General features: G+C 69.8%; 19 protein-coding genes and 1 pseudogene. 15 read left to right on the forward strand and 5 right to left on the reverse strand.

Features of this window, described 5'->3' with window-relative positions:
* The first annotated feature begins 47 nt into the window (after positions 1–47).
* On the forward strand, positions 48–617 hold the full coding sequence (locus tag BJ964_RS06145) for a GNAT family N-acetyltransferase (RefSeq protein WP_188119769.1): 570 nt from the start codon (positions 48–50) through the stop codon (positions 615–617).
* 65 nt (positions 618–682) lie between these two features.
* Here BJ964_RS06145 and BJ964_RS06150 read toward each other — a convergent pair whose 3' ends face one another.
* Entirely contained in the window at positions 683–1,426 is a 744-nt protein-coding gene (locus BJ964_RS06150) for a TetR/AcrR family transcriptional regulator (protein ID WP_188119770.1), read from the reverse strand.
* Positions 1,427–1,509: 83 nt separating this feature from the next.
* Between BJ964_RS06150 and BJ964_RS06155 the strand changes: the two genes are divergently transcribed.
* The 12 genes from BJ964_RS06155 to BJ964_RS06210 all read left to right on the forward strand — a co-directional run bounded on the left by BJ964_RS06155 (position 1,510) and on the right by BJ964_RS06210 (position 13,028).
* Complete coding sequence (locus BJ964_RS06155; protein ID WP_229806589.1) at positions 1,510–3,081, forward strand: MFS transporter; 1,572 nt, start codon at positions 1,510–1,512, stop codon at positions 3,079–3,081.
* A 9-nt stretch (positions 3,082–3,090) separates the two neighbouring features.
* On the forward strand, positions 3,091–3,729 hold the full coding sequence (locus BJ964_RS06160; protein WP_188119771.1) for an alpha-ketoglutarate-dependent dioxygenase AlkB: 639 nt from the start codon (positions 3,091–3,093) through the stop codon (positions 3,727–3,729).
* A 114-nt stretch (positions 3,730–3,843) separates the two neighbouring features.
* Positions 3,844–4,551 (forward strand): ABC transporter ATP-binding protein, encoded by a 708-nt coding sequence (locus tag BJ964_RS06165; protein ID WP_188119772.1) that lies wholly within the window; start codon positions 3,844–3,846, stop codon positions 4,549–4,551.
* 192 nt (positions 4,552–4,743) lie between these two features.
* On the forward strand, positions 4,744–5,463 hold the full coding sequence (locus BJ964_RS06170) for an ABC transporter ATP-binding protein (RefSeq protein WP_188119773.1): 720 nt from the start codon (positions 4,744–4,746) through the stop codon (positions 5,461–5,463).
* A gap of 2 nt (positions 5,464–5,465) precedes the next feature.
* Positions 5,466–6,344 (forward strand): branched-chain amino acid ABC transporter permease, encoded by an 879-nt coding sequence (locus BJ964_RS06175; protein ID WP_188119774.1) that lies wholly within the window; start codon positions 5,466–5,468, stop codon positions 6,342–6,344.
* 49 nt (positions 6,345–6,393) lie between these two features.
* Positions 6,394–7,428, forward strand: coding sequence for a branched-chain amino acid ABC transporter permease (locus tag BJ964_RS06180; RefSeq protein ID WP_188119775.1), 1,035 nt, complete (start codon positions 6,394–6,396; stop codon positions 7,426–7,428).
* Positions 7,425–8,690 carry an ABC transporter substrate-binding protein gene (locus BJ964_RS06185; protein WP_188119776.1) on the forward strand — a complete coding sequence of 422 codons (1,266 nt, stop codon included), beginning with the start codon at positions 7,425–7,427 and terminating at the stop codon, positions 8,688–8,690. The genes BJ964_RS06180 and BJ964_RS06185 overlap by 4 nt, the downstream gene beginning before the upstream one ends.
* 46 nt (positions 8,691–8,736) lie before the next feature.
* On the forward strand, positions 8,737–9,483 hold the full coding sequence (locus tag BJ964_RS06190; protein ID WP_188119777.1) for an SDR family oxidoreductase: 747 nt from the start codon (positions 8,737–8,739) through the stop codon (positions 9,481–9,483).
* Entirely contained in the window at positions 9,480–10,259 is a 780-nt protein-coding gene (locus BJ964_RS06195; protein WP_188119778.1) for an SDR family oxidoreductase, read from the forward strand. Before BJ964_RS06190 ends, BJ964_RS06195 begins: the two co-directional genes overlap by 4 nt.
* A complete protein-coding gene (locus BJ964_RS06200; protein ID WP_188119779.1) occupies positions 10,256–11,233 on the forward strand; it encodes a phosphotransferase family protein in 978 nt (325 codons plus the stop codon). Before BJ964_RS06195 ends, BJ964_RS06200 begins: the two co-directional genes overlap by 4 nt.
* Positions 11,233–12,432 (forward strand): acyl-CoA dehydrogenase family protein, encoded by a 1,200-nt coding sequence (locus BJ964_RS06205; RefSeq protein WP_188119780.1) that lies wholly within the window; start codon positions 11,233–11,235, stop codon positions 12,430–12,432. The genes BJ964_RS06200 and BJ964_RS06205 overlap by 1 nt, the downstream gene beginning before the upstream one ends.
* On the forward strand, positions 12,429–13,028 hold the full coding sequence (locus BJ964_RS06210) for a TetR/AcrR family transcriptional regulator (protein WP_188119781.1): 600 nt from the start codon (positions 12,429–12,431) through the stop codon (positions 13,026–13,028). The genes BJ964_RS06205 and BJ964_RS06210 overlap by 4 nt, the downstream gene beginning before the upstream one ends.
* A 12-nt stretch (positions 13,029–13,040) precedes the next feature.
* Here the strand turns inward: BJ964_RS06210 and BJ964_RS06215 are convergent, their stop codons facing one another.
* A complete protein-coding gene (locus BJ964_RS06215; RefSeq protein ID WP_188119782.1) occupies positions 13,041–13,583 on the reverse strand; it encodes a DUF6886 family protein in 543 nt (180 codons plus the stop codon).
* Positions 13,584–13,646: 63 nt separating this feature from the next.
* On the opposite strand from BJ964_RS06215, the gene BJ964_RS06220 reads away from it, so the two are divergent.
* Both BJ964_RS06220 and BJ964_RS06225 read left to right on the forward strand, forming a co-directional pair.
* Positions 13,647–13,793, forward strand: a complete 147-nt coding sequence (locus BJ964_RS06220) for a hypothetical protein (RefSeq protein WP_188119783.1) — start codon at positions 13,647–13,649, stop codon at positions 13,791–13,793.
* Positions 13,790–14,083: pseudogene (locus tag BJ964_RS06225) on the forward strand (helix-turn-helix domain-containing protein); the annotation flags it as partial. The gene BJ964_RS06220 and the pseudogene BJ964_RS06225, both read left to right, overlap by 4 nt.
* 56 nt (positions 14,084–14,139) lie before the next feature.
* Here BJ964_RS06225 and BJ964_RS06230 read toward each other — a convergent pair.
* The 3 genes from BJ964_RS06230 to BJ964_RS06240 form a co-directional block, all read right to left on the reverse strand.
* Entirely contained in the window at positions 14,140–14,550 is a 411-nt protein-coding gene (locus BJ964_RS06230; RefSeq protein ID WP_229806590.1) for a PIN domain nuclease, read from the reverse strand.
* Positions 14,547–14,783: a type II toxin-antitoxin system VapB family antitoxin gene (vapB, locus tag BJ964_RS06235; protein ID WP_229806591.1), complete on the reverse strand. Its 237-nt coding sequence runs from the start codon at positions 14,781–14,783 to the stop codon at positions 14,547–14,549. The genes BJ964_RS06230 and vapB overlap by 4 nt, the downstream gene beginning before the upstream one ends.
* An 89-nt stretch (positions 14,784–14,872) precedes the next feature.
* On the reverse strand, positions 14,873–15,961 hold the full coding sequence (locus BJ964_RS06240) for an alcohol dehydrogenase catalytic domain-containing protein (RefSeq protein WP_188119786.1): 1,089 nt from the start codon (positions 15,959–15,961) through the stop codon (positions 14,873–14,875).
* Positions 15,962–15,980 lie beyond the last annotated feature (19 nt).

Below are 15,980 nucleotides of genomic sequence, written 5' to 3' on the forward strand. Positions count from 1 at the left end.
CGGCCGGCGAGTGCCCGTCCTGTGGCCGGAGGACCTAGAGTCGCTGGGTGCCTCTTCTCACCACGCCGGCGCTTCCGCCGGGTTCGCTGTCCACATCGGCGCAGCCCGTCATCGACGGTGAAGGGCTGCGGCTACGGCCGTGGCGGGACACCGACGTGGATGCGGTCGTGGCGGGTTTCGCCGACCCGGCGATCCAGCGATGGCACTGCCGAAGCCTGAGCCGGGACGAGGCACTCGACTGGATCGCGCAGTGGCCGCCCCGCTGGCGGGCGGAGACGGACGCGGGTTGGGCGATCGTCGAGAACGACCAGGTCGTGGGCCAGACCGGCCTGCGGCACATCAGTCTCGCCGAGGGTCTCGGGCACGTCTCCTACTGGGTTCTCCCGTCAGCCCGCGGACAGCGGATCGCACCCCGCGCCCTGACCGCCCTGACCCGCTGGAGCATCGGTGAACTCGGCCTGCACCGCCTGGAACTGAGCCACTCCACCCACAACGCCGCCTCCTGCCGGGTCGCTCAGCGCTCCGGCTACCTCCTGGAGGGCACCAAACGCAGCGAGGCCCGCCACACCGACGGCTGGCACGACATGCATCTGCACGCCCACCTCGCCACCGACTGATCCCACCCGCCCCACTGAGCGGCTGATCCCCCCGCCCCACTGAGCGGCTGATCCCACCCGCCGCACTAAGCGGATGAGGTGTTGCCGGTGTTGTTGACCCGCCAGAGTTCGAGGCCGTCGAGGATCCGCTCCAGGCCGAAGGCGAAGCTCTGGTCCCAGACCTGGTCCGGATCCATCTCGGTGACCCCGCTCTCCTGCCGCCAGCGCGCGTAGTCGGGGTAGTCGCCGGCGGTCTTCTCCATGAACGGCTCCAACTGCTCGCGGATCTCGGCCGCCGACTGCCCGGATCGCTGGACCGCGGCGGCGACCGCGGCCTCGGTGGTGGCCGCGCCGATCACGTGCGCGGTGATCAGCGAGTGCACGTGCGACAGCGCGGGCCCGGTGAACCCGGCCGCCGAGAGCAGGGCGACGCTGCGGTTGCTCGTCCGCATCACGTTGGGCCCGATGGTGGGCCGCACCCCGAGCAGCCCGATCACCCAGGTGTGACGCAGCAGCATGGCCCGCATGCCGTCGGCCATCACCGACACACCCACCCGCCAGGGGGTGTCACCCGGCTCCGGCACGTAGACCTCTCCCATCACCTGGTCGACGGCCAGTTCGAGCAGGTCGTCCTTGTTCGCCACGTGCCAGTAGAGCGAGGTGGCGCCGGAACCGAGGTGGGCCCCGAGCCTGCGCATGCTCAGGCCGGCCGCTCCCTCGGCATCGAGGAGCTCGATCGCCGCGCGCACGATCTGCTCCCGGCTGAGGGTCGGCTGACCGGTGCGCGGGCGGGCCGGGCGGGTCCACACCGAGTCGGTGAATTCGGGCATGAGGTCATCATAAAGTGACTCGCACAGTGTTCGAGTCCACTGGTACGGTGTTCGAGTCCACCCGAACATCGTACGAGAGAGGCATGTCAATGCCAGACCGTCACCCCCGCCGCTGGCTGATCCTGGGCGTGCTCTGCCTGAGCCTGCTCGTGGCCGTCGTGGACAACATGGTGCTCAACATCGCCATCCCGGCCCTGATCCGCGACCTCGGCGCGAGCACCGCGGACATTCAGTGGATCATCGACGCCTACATCCTGGTCTTCGCCGGCGCGCTGCTCACCGCGGGCAGCCTCTCCGACCGGCATGGTCGCCGCCTCGGCCTCGTCACTGGTCTCGCAATCTTCGGCGGGGCGTCCGCACTGGCCACGATCTGCCAGACCCCCGGCCAGCTAATCGCGGTCCGTGGCCTGATGGGACTGGGCGCCGCCTTCCTCATGCCGGGCACCCTGGCCATCCTCACCACGGTCTTCGCGGAGGACGAGCGGAAGAAGGCGATCGCGATCTGGAGCTCCGTGCTGATGCTCGGCGCGATCGGCGGCCCGACCCTGGGCGGCCTCCTGCTGGAGCACTTCTGGTGGGGCTCGGTCTTCCTGCTCAACATCCCGATCGTGGTGCTCGGCATCGTGGCCGCGGTGCTGATCATCCCGGAGTCCCGGGGCCCGGCCACCCGGCCCGACACGCTCGGCGCCCTGCTCTCCACCATCGGCATGACCGCCCTGATCTGGGGCGTCATCTCCGCACCCGAGCACGGCTGGCAGTCGGCACGGACCGTCGGCGGTTTCCTCATCGCCCTGGTCGCACTGACCGGTTTCATCCTCTGGGAGCGCCGGGTCGCCGAGCCGATGCTGCCGCTGTCGCTCTTCGGGGACCGCAATTTCCGGGGCGCCAGCCTCTCGCTCGTGCTGCTCTCCTTCTCCGCCGGTGGCGTGATGCTGGCGATCACGCAATATCTCCAGTTCGTCCTCGGATACGAGCCGCTGCGGGCGGGCTCGGCCTTCATCCCGATGATCGTGACGACGATGGCCTTCAACGGTGTCGGCGTGGTGATGGACAAGCGGTTCGGCGCGCGGGTGGCGCTGTCGGCCGGCCTGCTGCTGGTGGCCGGCGGCTTCGCGATCCTCTCGTCGCTCGACCCGGCCGATGGGTATCCGAAGCTCGCCGCGGCCCTGGTCGTCATCGGCATGGGCAGTGGCGTGGCGGCGCCGGCCGCGGTGGGAACGCTGCTCGGGGCGCTGCCGCCGGAGCGGGCCGGGGTCGGCTCGGCGGTCAACGACACGGTCCAGCAGGTGGGCACGGCGCTGAGCGTGGCGATTCTGGGAAGCGTGCTGACCACGGCATATCGCGCGTCGATGCCGGCGGACGTCACCGGACCGGCGCGGGACTCGCTCGGTGATGCACTCGGGGTGGCGACGGCGACCGGAGACACGGGCCTGGCCGAGGCCGCGCGGGCCGCCTTCGTGGACGCCATCGCGGTCACCTCTCTCATCGGCGTGGTGGGCGGGATCGCCGCGGCGGTCCTGGCCGCCACGGTGTTGCGCCCGAAGCCTGCCACGGTTGAGGCGGAGACCGGCCCGTTGTCCACAGAAGCCGAAGCGGTGAATCCGTTGTCCACAGGCCCGGAGATGAAGGCCGCCGGAATCGAACGCCAGTACTAACATGGCGGCATGACCAGCGCCTACCAGCCTTCGATGCTCGATCTGCTGTCCGGGCCGACTGAGGTCCGGGTCGGGTCACTGACCGGCCGCCTCACCCGCCGGCACCTCACCGCGGGCGCCTGGGTGGACATCCTGCCCGGCTGGCTGCCCGGCTCCGACGCCGTCTTCGAGACGCTGCTCGGCATCGACTGGCGCGCCGAGCGCCGCCGGATGTATGACGACGTCGTCGACGTTCCACGGCTCCTCCGCTGGTTCTCAGCGGAGGAGCCGCTGCCGCATCCCGCCCTGACCGCCGCCCGCGCCGAACTGAACAGGCACTACGCCGATGAGCTCGGCGAGGAGTTCATGACCGCCGGGATGTGCCTCTACCGCGACGGGCGTGACAGCGTGGCCTGGCACGGCGACACCATCGGCCGCTCCGCCACGCAGGACACGATGGTCGCGATCGTCTCGGTCGGCTCCCCACGAAACCTGCTGCTACGACCACGCGCCGGCGGGCACGACACGCTGCGCCTGCCCCTCGGCCACGGCGATCTGATCGTGATGGGCGGCTCCTGTCAGCGCACCTGGGAGCACGCCGTGCCCAAGACCGCGAAGCCCGCCGGACCCCGGATCAGCGTGCAGTTCCGGCCCGCCGGCGTGGCCTGAGGTAACAGGGTCATCGCAAGTGGTTGACGAGTCCGCCGAGAAAGTTACACTCCAAGTGTAAATAGTTGATGCTCCATCTCCACCTAGGATCTCCACCGGTCCGGCGAGGCGGCCATGTCAACAGATCCCCCGCTCAAGGAGCTCGCGCTCCACAACATCACGGTCCGCTTCGGCGGCTTGACCGCACTCGATGACGTCTCCCTGCGCGTGGCGCCGGGGCGGATCGTGGGCGTCATCGGGCCGAACGGCGCGGGCAAGACCACCCTTTTCAATGTCATCTGCGGCTTCGTGAACCCGACATCCGGGTCACTCACGCTGGACGGGCAGCCCTGGCGGCCCCGGCCGCACCATTTGAACCGTCTCGGTATCGCACGGACCCTCCAGGGTGTCGGCCAGTTCGCCGGCATGACCGTCCTGGAGAACGTGATGGTCGGTGCGCGCAACCGGCATGCCGAGCGGGAGGCGCTCACCGCCCTGGAGCGGTGTGGCGTCGCCCGGTACGCGGGCGCCCATCCCGGCGCGCTGCCGTACGCGATTCGTAAACGCATCGAGCTGGCACGGGCGCTGGTCGCCAAGCCACGCATCCTGATGCTCGACGAGCCGGCCGGCGGGCTGGACCCGGATGAGATCCGCTGGCTCGGCACCCTGATCAAAGAGGTCGGCACCACCGTCCTGCTGGTCGAACACCACATGGACCTGGTGATGTCGGTCTGCGACGAGATCCTGGTGCTCGATTTCGGTAGGTCGATCGCGCTCGGCACCCCGGGCGAGATCAGCGAGAACCCACGGGTGACCGAGGCCTATCTCGGCGCTCCGGCCTGACCCGGGGCGCCGTTTCCCTTCCGGGCTGACAACTCGGCACGCCTTTTTCATAACACGGGGCCGGACCGGCCTCTCATTTCGCATATCCGGAAAGCCAGGCATGACCCGGCTCTCCTCGGCATACCCACCGAGCGGCCCCGAAGGAGGAGCGCCGATGATCACCCGTACCCCGGCACCGGCCGGAGCTATTGAATGACCGGGGCGTTGCTACAGGTCGACGGCCTGACCGCCGGGTACGGCGCGGCACCGGTCCTGCACGACGTCGGCCTCACCGTCCGACCCGGAGAGATCGTCGCCGTGCTCGGGGCGAACGGCGCTGGCAAGACCACTCTCCTGCGCGCCCTCTCGGGCCTGGTCCGCAGTTCGCGTGGCCGGGTCGTCTTCGACGGCGCGGACCTCGCCGGCACCAAAGTGGAGCATCTGGTGCGGAGGGGCATCGCGCACGTTCCGGAGGGACGCGGCGTGGTCACCGAACTGACCGTGGACGAGAACCTGCGGCTCGGCGGGCTCTGGCGGCGCGACCGGGCCGATGCCCGGAAGGCGCTCGACGAGGTCTACGACCTGTTCCCGTCGCTGGCGCAACGTCGCACCTTCGCCGGCCATCAACTGTCCGGCGGTGAGCGGCAGATGCTGGCCCTGGGCCGGGCGCTGGTCGGGCGGCCGAGGCTGCTGCTGCTCGACGAGCCGTCGCTGGGCCTCGCGCCGAAGGTGACCGGCCAGATCATGGCGCTGCTTCGTGACCTGCGGGAACGCACCGGGCTGGCGGTCCTGCTGGTCGAACAGAACGTACGCAGCGCGCTCTCCATCGCCGATGAGGGCGTGGTGCTCGCGCTGGGCCGGGTGGTGGCCCGTAACAAGGCGTCGGTGTTGCGCGACGACGCCGACCTCCGTCACGCCTACCTGGGGTTCTAGCGATGGACCGATTCATCTATCTGACCTTCGACGGGCTCAGCCGCGGACTGGTCTACGCGGCGTTCGCGCTGGCCCTCGTCCTGATCTGGCGCGCCGCCCGGATCGTCAACTTCGCGCAGGGCTCGATGGCGGTGGCCGCCGTCTACGTCGCCTATTCGGTGACGAACGCGACCGGGTCCTACTGGCTCGGGTTCGTGGTGGCCCTGCTGGCCGGGCTCCTGCTCGGTGTCCTGGTCGAGCGGGTGGTGATGCGGTTCGTCGACCACTCGTCACCGCTCAACGGGGTGGTGGTGGCGCTCGGCCTGGTCCTGGTTCTGCAGGGCACGCTCGGCATCGTCTACGGCAACGAGTACCAGCCGGTGGAGACGCCGTTCAGCCGGGACGCGTTCGAGGTGGGCGGGATCGCGATGCTGTCGCGGTACGACCTGTTCGTCTTCGCCGCGGTGGGCACGGTGGTCGTCGTTCTCACGCTGCTCTTCACCCGTACGGCGATCGGCCTGCGGATGCGGGCCGCGGCCTTCGCGCCGGACGTGTCCCGCCTGCTCGGCGTCTCGGTGGGCGGCATGTTGACGCTCGGCTGGGCGCTGGCGGCGGCGGTCGGATCGCTCGCCGGGATGCTGGTGGTCCCCACCGAACTGGGCGTCCACCCGACCGCCATGGACGTCGTCTTCGTCTCGGCGTTCACGGCCGCGGTGGTCGGCGGTCTGGACAGCCCGATCGGTGCGGTCGTCGGCGGCCTGGTCGTGGGCCTGCTGCTGTCGTACGTCAGCGGATACATCGACGTCACGGTCGCCCCGATGGCGATCCTCGCCCTGCTCGTGCTGGTGCTGCTCGGCAAGCCGGGTGGCCTGTTCTCCAGTTCGAAAGCGAGGGTGGCATGACCGCGGCTCACGGGCGATCCCCTGGCGGACATGTCCAGGGAGGCGCAGCATGACCGACGTCCAGCAGAAGGCGAACGCGGCGCCCGTACCGGATGTGGGGTCGGCCGTCCCGAAGCGCCGGCGGCGCCTGCACCCGGCTCTCGTGATCGCGGCCGGCGCGGTCCTGGTGGTGGCGCTGACGTACATGCTGCCGCCGTTCCGGAACTATCAGCTCGCCACCATGGGCGCCTACTTCTGTGTCACCGCGGGCCTGACCGTCCTCACCGGACTGAACGGCCAGTTGTCCCTGGGGCACGGCGCACTGATGGCGACCGGCGCCTACACCCTGGCGCTGACGCAGAACAAGTGGGTGAATCTGCCGCTCAGCTTCGCCGTGGCGGTCGTGGTGACGACCGTCGCCGGCGCGGTGATCGGCCTGGCCGCGGCCCGGTTGCGCGGCCCCTACCTGGCCGGCCTCACCCTGGCCGTGGCGATCGTGGTCCCATCGGTGACCAGCACGTTCGACGAGACGTTCAACAGCGACCAGGGCCTGTCGGTGATCCTGAACCCACCGCCGGAGACGATCCCGATGGAGCGCTGGCAGGCCTGGCTGTGCTGGGGTGCGGCTCTGGCCGTGGTGCTGCTGCTGGCACTGCTGATCCGCGGCCGGTTCGGGCGTGACCTGCGGGCCGTCCGCGACGACGAGACCGCCGCCAAGCTGGCCGGGATCAACATCGCGCGGACCCAGGTGCTGGCGTTCGTGGTGAGCGCCGTCTGCGCCGGTGTCTCCGGCGCGCTGTTCGCCGTGCTCGCGCAGAGCGTCTCACCCGGCGCGTTCCCGCTGACGCTCTCCCTGTTCCTGGTCATGGCCATCGTGATCGGCGGGCTGGGGAGCCTGTTCGGCGCCCTGTGGGGCGCGGTTCTGCTGGTGGTGCTTCCCACGCTTGCCCAGTCCGTCGGTGAGCAGACCGGATCGCAGCAGCTCGAGGGCAATCTCGCGCTCGTCGTCTTCGGTGTGGTGCTCGTCGTCGTCATGCTCGCCGCCCCCGGCGGCCTCGCATCCATCCCATCCCGAATTTCACGTCTTATCAGGAGGAATCGATGAAACGTACGGCGACGGCGGCCCTGGCCGTCGTGCTGCTCGCCACCGCGGGCTGCACGAACGAGGGCGGCGGCAGCGGTTCCAGCGGCGCTAGCGTGCCGGGTGTGACCGACAGCGAGATCGTGGTCGGCACCCACATGCCGCTGACCGGCCCGGCCGCGGCCGGCTATTCGAAGATCGCGCCGGCCACCAAGGCGTACTTCGACTACGTGAACGCCAACGGCGGCGTGCACGGCCGGAAGATCAGCTACAAGATCAAGGACGACGGCTACAACCCGGCCAACACCCAGACCGTGGTGCGCGAGCTGGTGCTGCAGGACAAGGTCTTCGCGATCCTCAACGGACTGGGCACCCCGACGCACACCGGCGTACTCGACTTCCTCAAGACCAACCGGGTGCCGGACCTCTTCGTGGCCAGCGGCAGCCGCAGCTGGAACCAGCCGGACAAGTACCCGGGCACTTTCGGCTTCAACCCGGACTACACGGTCGAGGGCAAGATCCTCGGCACGTACGTGAAGGAGAACCTGGCCGGCAAGAAGACCTGCTTCCTGGGCCAGGACGACGACTTCGGCCGGGACAGTCTGGCCGGCATCGAGAAGGTTCTCGGCCCGGTGGCGGCCAAGGAGAGCTACGTGACCAGCAACCCGAACGTGGGCCCGCAGATGGGCGCTCTGAAGGCGGCCGGCTGCGAGGTCGTGGTATTGGCGACTGTGCCCGGTTTCACTGCCCTCTCGATCGGCACGGCTGCGAAGATTGCGTTCAAGCCGCAGTTCGTGGTCAGCAACGTCGGCGCCGACCCGACCACCGTCGGAAAGACGCTGGGTGCCGCCGCGCCTCTGATGGAGGGCCTGGTGGCAACCAACTACCTGCCGCTGAACAACGACGATGCCAACCCGTGGATCCAGCTGTTCAAGAAGGTGAACGCGGCGCACAACGGCAACGCCGAATTCGACAACAACATCGTCTACGGCATGTCGGTCGGCTACCTGTTCGTGCAGGCGCTCCAGGCCGCCGGCAAGGACCTGACCCGCGAAAAGATCATCGAGGCCGTGCAGAAGAACGGCTTCCAGGGCCCGGGCACGGTGCCGCTGCGCTTCTCCGCACAGGACCACTCGGGGTACGGCGGAGAGCAGCTCACCAAGATCCAGGGCGGTAAGGCGGTGTACTTCGGTACGCCGTACACGACCGACGACAAGGACGGCCCGGTCGCGCCGTACACGGGCCAGGCCGTGGCTCCGCCGCAGAGTGGCGTACCGGCCGCGTAATATCTGCACTCGGACTGCAAAAACACGACTTCAGGAGGTTTGAGCGATGGCGGACCAGATAGCGATCGTGACCGGGGCAAGCCGCGGAATCGGGTTCGCCATCGCCCAGCGATTCGTCGCACAGGGAGCGAGAGTCGCGATCACCGGCCGCGACGCCGACGCCCTCGAGGCCGCGGTGAAGGAGCTCGGCGGCCCCGAGGTCGCCCTCGGCGTGGCCGGCAAGGGCGACGACCCGGCGCACCGGGCGGCCGTGGTCGACGCGGTGCGGGAGCGGTTCGGGCCGGTCACCACACTGATCAACAACATCGGCATCAACCCGGCGTACGGGCCGCTGGCCAGCCTCGATCTGAACGCGGCCCGCAAGATGGCCGAGGTGAACCTGATCGGCACGCTCGGCTGGATCCAGGAGGCGCTGCGCGGTGGGCTGGCCGACACCGGCGGCTCGGTGGTCAACATCAGCTCGGTCTCCGGCGTGCGCCCCGCGCCCGGGATCGCCTTCTACGGCACCACCAAGGCCGCTCTGATCCACCTCACCGAAGAGCTCGCGGTCGAGCTGGCCCCGAAGATCCGGGTCAACGCCGTCGCGCCCGCGGTCGTGAAGACCCGGTTCGCGTCTGCCCTCTACGAGGGGCGGGAGGCGGAGGTGGCGGCCACGTATCCGCTCAAGCGGCTCGGCAACACCGATGACGTGGCCGGCACCGTGGCGTTCCTCTGCTCGCCGGACGCCGCCTGGATCACCGGGCAGACGATCGTGATCGACGGCGGCCTCACCCTCACCGGAGCCGTCCAGTGAAACGGGTCGTCGTCACCGGCGCCGGCGGCGGGATCGGGGCGGCGCTGGCTCGCCGGTTCGCCGCCGACGGCGCCCGGGTCGTGGTCAACGACCTGAACGGCGACGCCGCCCGCTCGGTGGCCGGGGAGATCGGCGGCATCGCGGTGCCCGGCGACGCGGCGAGCGAGGCCGACGTCCAGCACCTGATCGACACCGCCTGGACCGAGCTGGGCGGCATCGACCTGTTCTGCTCCAACGCCGGGGTGCTGTCGTCCGGTGACGAGACGACGCCGGACGCGCAGTGGCAGCGCGACTTCGGGGTCAACGTGATGTCGCACGTCTACGTGAGCCGGGCGCTGCTGCCGCGCTGGCTGGACAGCGGCGAGCCGAAGCGACTGTTGATCACGGTGAGCGCGGCCGGGCTGCTGACCCTGCTGGGGAGCGCCACCTACTCGGTGACGAAGCACGCGGCGCTGGCCTACGCCGAGTGGCTGCGAGCGACGTACGCCCATCGGGGTCTGATCGTGCAGGCGCTCTGCCCGCAGGGCGTGCGCACCGACATGCTGGCCCGCGGCAACGACAGCGGCAGCGGATCCGCGTCGCTGCTCGCCGAGGGGGCGCTGGCCCCGGAGACGGTCGCCGACCTGGTCGCCGATTCGCTGGACGGCGAGGGTTTCCTGATCCTCCCGCACGCGGAAGTCGAGGGCTACTACCGCTTGCGTGCGAGCGATCCGGACCGTTGGCTGGGTGGCATGAACAAACTTCAGCGCGGTTTCGAGCGGCAGGCGTCCTCATGAAGGGCCTCGACCTGGAAAAACTCCAGGCCTATCTGGACAGCCCGCCGCTTTCCGGGACGATGTTCGCGGGTGGCAGGTCGAACCTGACGTACGCGGTCACCGACGGCGTCAACCGGTGGGTGCTGCGCCGCCCGCCGCTGGGGCACGTGCTGCCGACCGCCCATGACATGGCGCGCGAGCACAAGGTTCTCGACGCCCTCTCCAAGGCCGGTTTCCCGGTGCCGAAGCCGGTGCTGCTCTGCACCGACACCGAGGTGATCGGGGCGCCGTTCTACCTCATGGAGCACGTCGACGGCACCATCCACCGGGACCCCGCCGGCCTCTCCCCCACCGAGTTCCGGGAGCTGACGTTCACGCTCGTGGACACCCTCGCCGACCTGCACGCACTGGACCCGCAGGCGATCGGGCTCGGTGACTTCGGCAAGCCGGAGGGCTTCAACGCCCGGCAGGTGCGCCGCTGGAAGCAGCAGCTCGACGCGTCCCGCAGCCGGGAGCTCTCCGGCATCGACGAGCTGCACGCCCGCCTCGCCACCGACATCCCGGACGGCGCCGGCGCCGTGGTGCACGGCGACTTCCGCCTCGACAACGTGCTGGTCAGCGACAAGCTGACGGTGAACGCGGTGCTGGACTGGGAGATGTCCACACTGGGCGACCCGCTCAGCGACCTGGCGCTGATGCTGATCTACGCCGGGCGCCCGATGCTGGAGCGCGACGGTGTGCCGGTGGCCCCGATCGACGTCCCGGGCCATCCCACCCTCGACGAGATCTCCGCCCGGTACGCCGAACGGAGCAAGCGGGACGTCAGCGACCTGCACTGGTACGTGGGCTTCGCCGCCTTCAAGCTCGCCGTCATCCTCGAGGGCGTGCACTACCGCTACACCAAGGGTCAGACGGTCGGCCCCGGCTTCGACACCGTCGGGGCGATGGTTCCCGCCCTGGTCGAGCAGGGCCACCGAGCGCTGGAAGGAAACTGATGGACTTCGAGTACGACGCGAAGACCGAGGACTACCGCAAGAGACTGCTCGCCTTCATGGACGAGCACGTCTACCCCGCCGAGTCCTCGTTCCACACCGACGGCTGGGAGCCGCCCGCGATCCTGGCGAGCCTGAAGGAGGCCGCCAAGGAGGCCGGGCTGTGGAATCTCTTCCTTCCCGGTGAGCACGGCGCCGGCCTGACGAACCTCCAGTACGCGCCGCTCGCCGAGATCACCGGCCGCAGCCCGGCGGTGGCGCCGGCGGCCCTCAACTGCGCCGCCCCGGACACCGGCAACATGGAGGTGCTCGCCGAGTTCGGCACTCCGGAGCAGCAGGAACGCTGGCTCAAGCCGCTGCTGGCCGGGGAGATCCGGTCCGCCTTCGCGATGACCGAGCCGCAGGTCGCCTCGTCCGATGCCACCAACATCGGGACCCGGATCGAGCGGGACGGCGACGACTACGTCATCAACGGGCGCAAGTTCTACATCACCGGCGCGATGAACCCGAACTGCAAGGTCTTCATCGTGATGGGCAAGACCGATCCGGACGCCGCCCGGCACGTGCAGCAGAGCCAGATCCTGGTGCCCCGGGACACGCCCGGCCTGACCGTCAAGCGCGGCATGACGGTCATGGGCTACACCGACGGCGACCACGGCGGTCACGCCGAGCTGATCTTCGAGAACGTACGGGTGCCGGCCACCAACCTGATCGGCGTCGAGGGCGGCGGCTTCGCCATCTCCCAGGCCCGGCTCGGGCCCGGCCGGATCCACCACTGCATGCGGCTGATCGGCATGGCCGAGCGGGCGCTGGAACTGATGTGCACCCGGGCGCTGGCCCGCACCACCTTCGGCAAGACCCTCGCCGAGCAGGGCGTCATCCAGGACTGGATCGCCGAGTCGCGGGTCCGTGTCGAGCAGGCCCGCCTGCTGGTGCTCAAGGCCGCTTGGCTGATGGACACGGTCGGCAACAAGGGCGCGCACACCGAGATCCAGGCCATCAAGATCGTGGTGCCGTCCGCCGTGGAGTGGATCCTCGACAAGGCGATCCAGACGCACGGCGCGGCCGGGCTCAGCCAGGACACCCCGCTCGCCGGGCTGTGGGCGAGCGCCCGCATGCTGCGCCTGGCCGACGGCCCGGACGAGGTGCACAAGCGTTCCCTGGCCCACCGGGAGCTGAAGCGTTACCGGAGCGGTTCGTGACCACACCGCCCACCCGCGTCGACGGTCGCACCGCACGGTCCGAACGGACCCGCAACGCGATCGTCGACGCGCACCTCCGGCTGATCGGTGAGGGGGACATGCGCCCCACCGCCGACCGGGTGGCCAAGCTGGCCGGGGTGTCGCTACGCGCCCTGTGGAGCCACTTCGCCGACATGGAGGCGCTGATGGCCGCCAGTGGTCAGCGTGTCCTGGAGCAGCGCGACGCGGCGTACCGGCCGATTCCGGCGGATCTTCCGCTGGCCGAGCGGATCGAGGCGTTCAGCCACCAGCGGGCCCGCCTGCTGGAGGAGATCGGGCCCGCCGCGCGGGCTTCCGCGCTCAAGGAGCCGTTCTCGGCCGGATTGCAGCGCTATCGCAAGTTGCACACCGCACGGGTACGGGACGAGCTGACCACCACGTTCGCCCACGAGATCGGCAGCGACGAGGACCTGCTCAACGCTCTCACCGCGGTCAGCCTCTGGCCGACGTGGGCCTCGTGGCGCGACGGCATGGAGCTGTCGGTCGAGTCGGCCCGGTCCGCCCTGGCCCGCACGGTGGCGGCACTGATCAACCCGGCTTCGGCAGCCCGCACCTGAAGATCGCGCTGGTCAAGCCGGCCGGCGCCGTGCGTTGCGCAGCCGGATGCCGCTGAAACCCACGGTGCCGGCGGTGACCTGGTCCCAGAACGGCCACAGGTTGTCGAGGATCCGCAGCTGGATCCCGGCCGCCGCGTGGCAGGCGATCAGGTCGCCGACCGGTTCGGGCGGGCCCAGCGGCTCGACCGGATCGGTCGCCACCCACGCGTGCGGGTCGGGCTCCCCGAACGGGCGGAACCGGTCGGCGGGCAGGCGGTAGGCGTACAGGGTGGTGGTGCGCACGGCGTCCAGCCAGGCGTACTCGATGGCGTGCACGCGGGTCCCGCAGCCTGCGCCGATGATCCGGTCCCGGTCCGCGCCGGTCGTGACGCCGGGCCGCACCCAGGCCATCGCGCGCGGGCACTGCCGTGGGAACCAGTAGGCGGGCGCCTGCTCGTGATCGACGGCCCAGACGTACGCCTCAGGCTGTCGCGCCGTCGCCGCCACGTGCGGCACGAAGGTCCGGATTCCGGGGTCCTCCGAGAAGTGCAAGACCTGTCCCGCTTCTGGACGCATCCGACCTTTGTATCGCACAGTCAGTCCGCCTCGCAGGTATAGAACTACCTAACCTCCGTCGGCGTGGAGGAGTGGGAGATCCGAGTCACGCATGAATTCCTGGCCTGGGCCGAAACCCTGGACGCGGGTTCATACGACCAGATAACAGCGGCCATCGACCGGCTCGCCGAGGACGGGCAAGAACGCCAAGACGAGGAGCGAAACCGATGACCGAATTCCCGCTGTGGAAGGACGTTCGCGCCGAGATCGTCGCCGAACTCGGTGGCGAGCAGCGGATCGCCGTGGCTCGCCGCCGCCAGCAGGCTTACATCGACGGCTACCGCCTCGCCGAACGTCGTAAGGCCTTCGGGCTCACCCAGGCGGAGGTGGCCGAACGGATGGGTGTCACCAAGGGCCGGGTCTCGCAGATCGAGAACGGCGACGTGTCCACCGTCGATGCCATCGCACGCTATGTTCAGGCGCTCGGAGGCCATCTTCAGATCGCCGCCGTCTTCGGCGACGACCACTACATTCTGTGCAGCACCGAGACCGACGAGACCACCCGGTCCGACGCGGATCATCCGACCAGGGCTTCCACCGGTTGACCGGTGATCGTGGCGATGAGCTCGAAATCCTTGTCCACCGCGAGCACGGTCAGGCCAACCTTCTCAGCGGTCGCCGCGACGAGCAGGTCCGGAATCGACGGGGCCCGGTGCTGGCCACGGTCGGCGAGGATCATCTGCACCTCCAGGGCCCGGTCCTCGATGGCGGGCGTCAGGTATTCGACCGGCATGTAGGACAGCGGTGGGCGTGCGAACTGCTGCCGGCCGGCCTCGCCCGAGCGCGCCGAGTAGCCGAGCTCGAGCCGGGTGATCGTGGAGAGCCGCACCAGTCCACGGCCGATCCGGGTGCTCCAGTCGTCCCGGTTCGCTACCTGGCCGGTTTGCAGCCGGACGTAGGCGGACTTGTCGATCAACCAGCTCGTCACCGCCACGCCGACTCCATCACGTCGGGATCGTCCAGGTCCGCGAAGACCTCGGCGGATCGGTCCCAGTCCGCTGCGGTCACCGTGCGTTCGGCCGGAGGGATACCTTCCTCGAACTTGCGGCGAAGGTATTCGTTTCGCGACAGTCCGAGCCGCGCCGCGGCGGCGTCGATCCGGTCGACAGCTTCCTGGCTCAGGTCCCGGATGAGGATGTTCGGCATGGTGACCTCCGGCATGCAGGCAGTGATATCACGATATCAATCAGCCTTGGCCGATGTTCCCCCGAAAGGGTGAGCCACCGAGTGGCGGCCCACCCTTTCGGCGGTCAGAGGAGGGCTACGGAGCGGGCGCCCTCGCCGCGGGACATGCGGTCGAAAGCGGCCGGGACCTCGGCCAGGGTGATCCGGTCGGTGATCAGGTGGTCCAGGTTGAGCTTGCCGTCGAGGACGTCGCGGGCCAGGGCCGGAACCTCGATGTCGGTGTCCGCCTGCCCGTACACCGAAGCCTTGAGGGTCCGCGCCGACGAGAAGATGTCGAGCGCGCCCAGCTGGACCATGTCGTCGGCCGCGCCCATGCCGACCACGGTGACCTGGCCGCCGCGCCGGGTGGCGCGCCACGCGGCGCGGATGGTCGACGCCCGGCCGACGCATTCGATGGCGTGATCGGTGCCGAGCCTGCCGGTCAGGTTGCGGATCTCCTTGGACAGGTTGTCCGAGGAGACCACGAAGTCGGTGGCGCCGGCCGCCTCGGCCAGGCCCTTCTTCGCCTCGGTGACGTCGACGGCGATGACCTTGCCGGCGCCGGCCGCGCGGGCCGCGGCGACCGCCGACAGCCCGACCCCGCCGAGGCCGATGACCAGCACCGATTCGCCCGGCTTGACCTGGGCGGTGTTGCGGACCGCGCCGCTGCCGGTGAGCACCGAGCACCCGAGCAGGGCCGCCAGTTCGAAATTCAGTTCCTTCGGTACGCGGATGACCGCGTTCTCCGGGGCCACCACCTGTTCCGCGAAGGCGCCCAGCCCGAGGGTGACGTGGACCGGCGCACCGTCCAGGGTGAGCCCGTTCTCCAGGGCCGCGACGCCGGACGAGGTGCTGCACAGCCACGGCTGGCCGTGCTCGCAGAACCAGCAGCTCCGGCAGGCCGGCTGCCAGTTGAGGACCACGTGATCGCCCACCCGGGCGCGGGTGACGTGTTCGCCGACCTCGACCACCTCGCCGGCCGCCTCGTGACCGAGCACGAGCGGGTGCGGCGGGCGCAGCGTACCGTTGATCATGGAAAGGTCGGAGTGGCAGACACCGGCCGCACGGACCTTGACCCGCACCTGGCCCGGCCCGATCTCGGGCAGCCGCAGCTCGACAAGCTCAGCCGGCACGCCCGCACTGCGAACGACCAGGCCCCGCATGTAATGGCTCATCGCGCCCCCTCCGCTTCGC

Source organism: Actinoplanes lobatus (assembly GCF_014205215.1).
Lineage (GTDB): Bacteria > Actinomycetota > Actinomycetes > Mycobacteriales > Micromonosporaceae > Actinoplanes > Actinoplanes lobatus.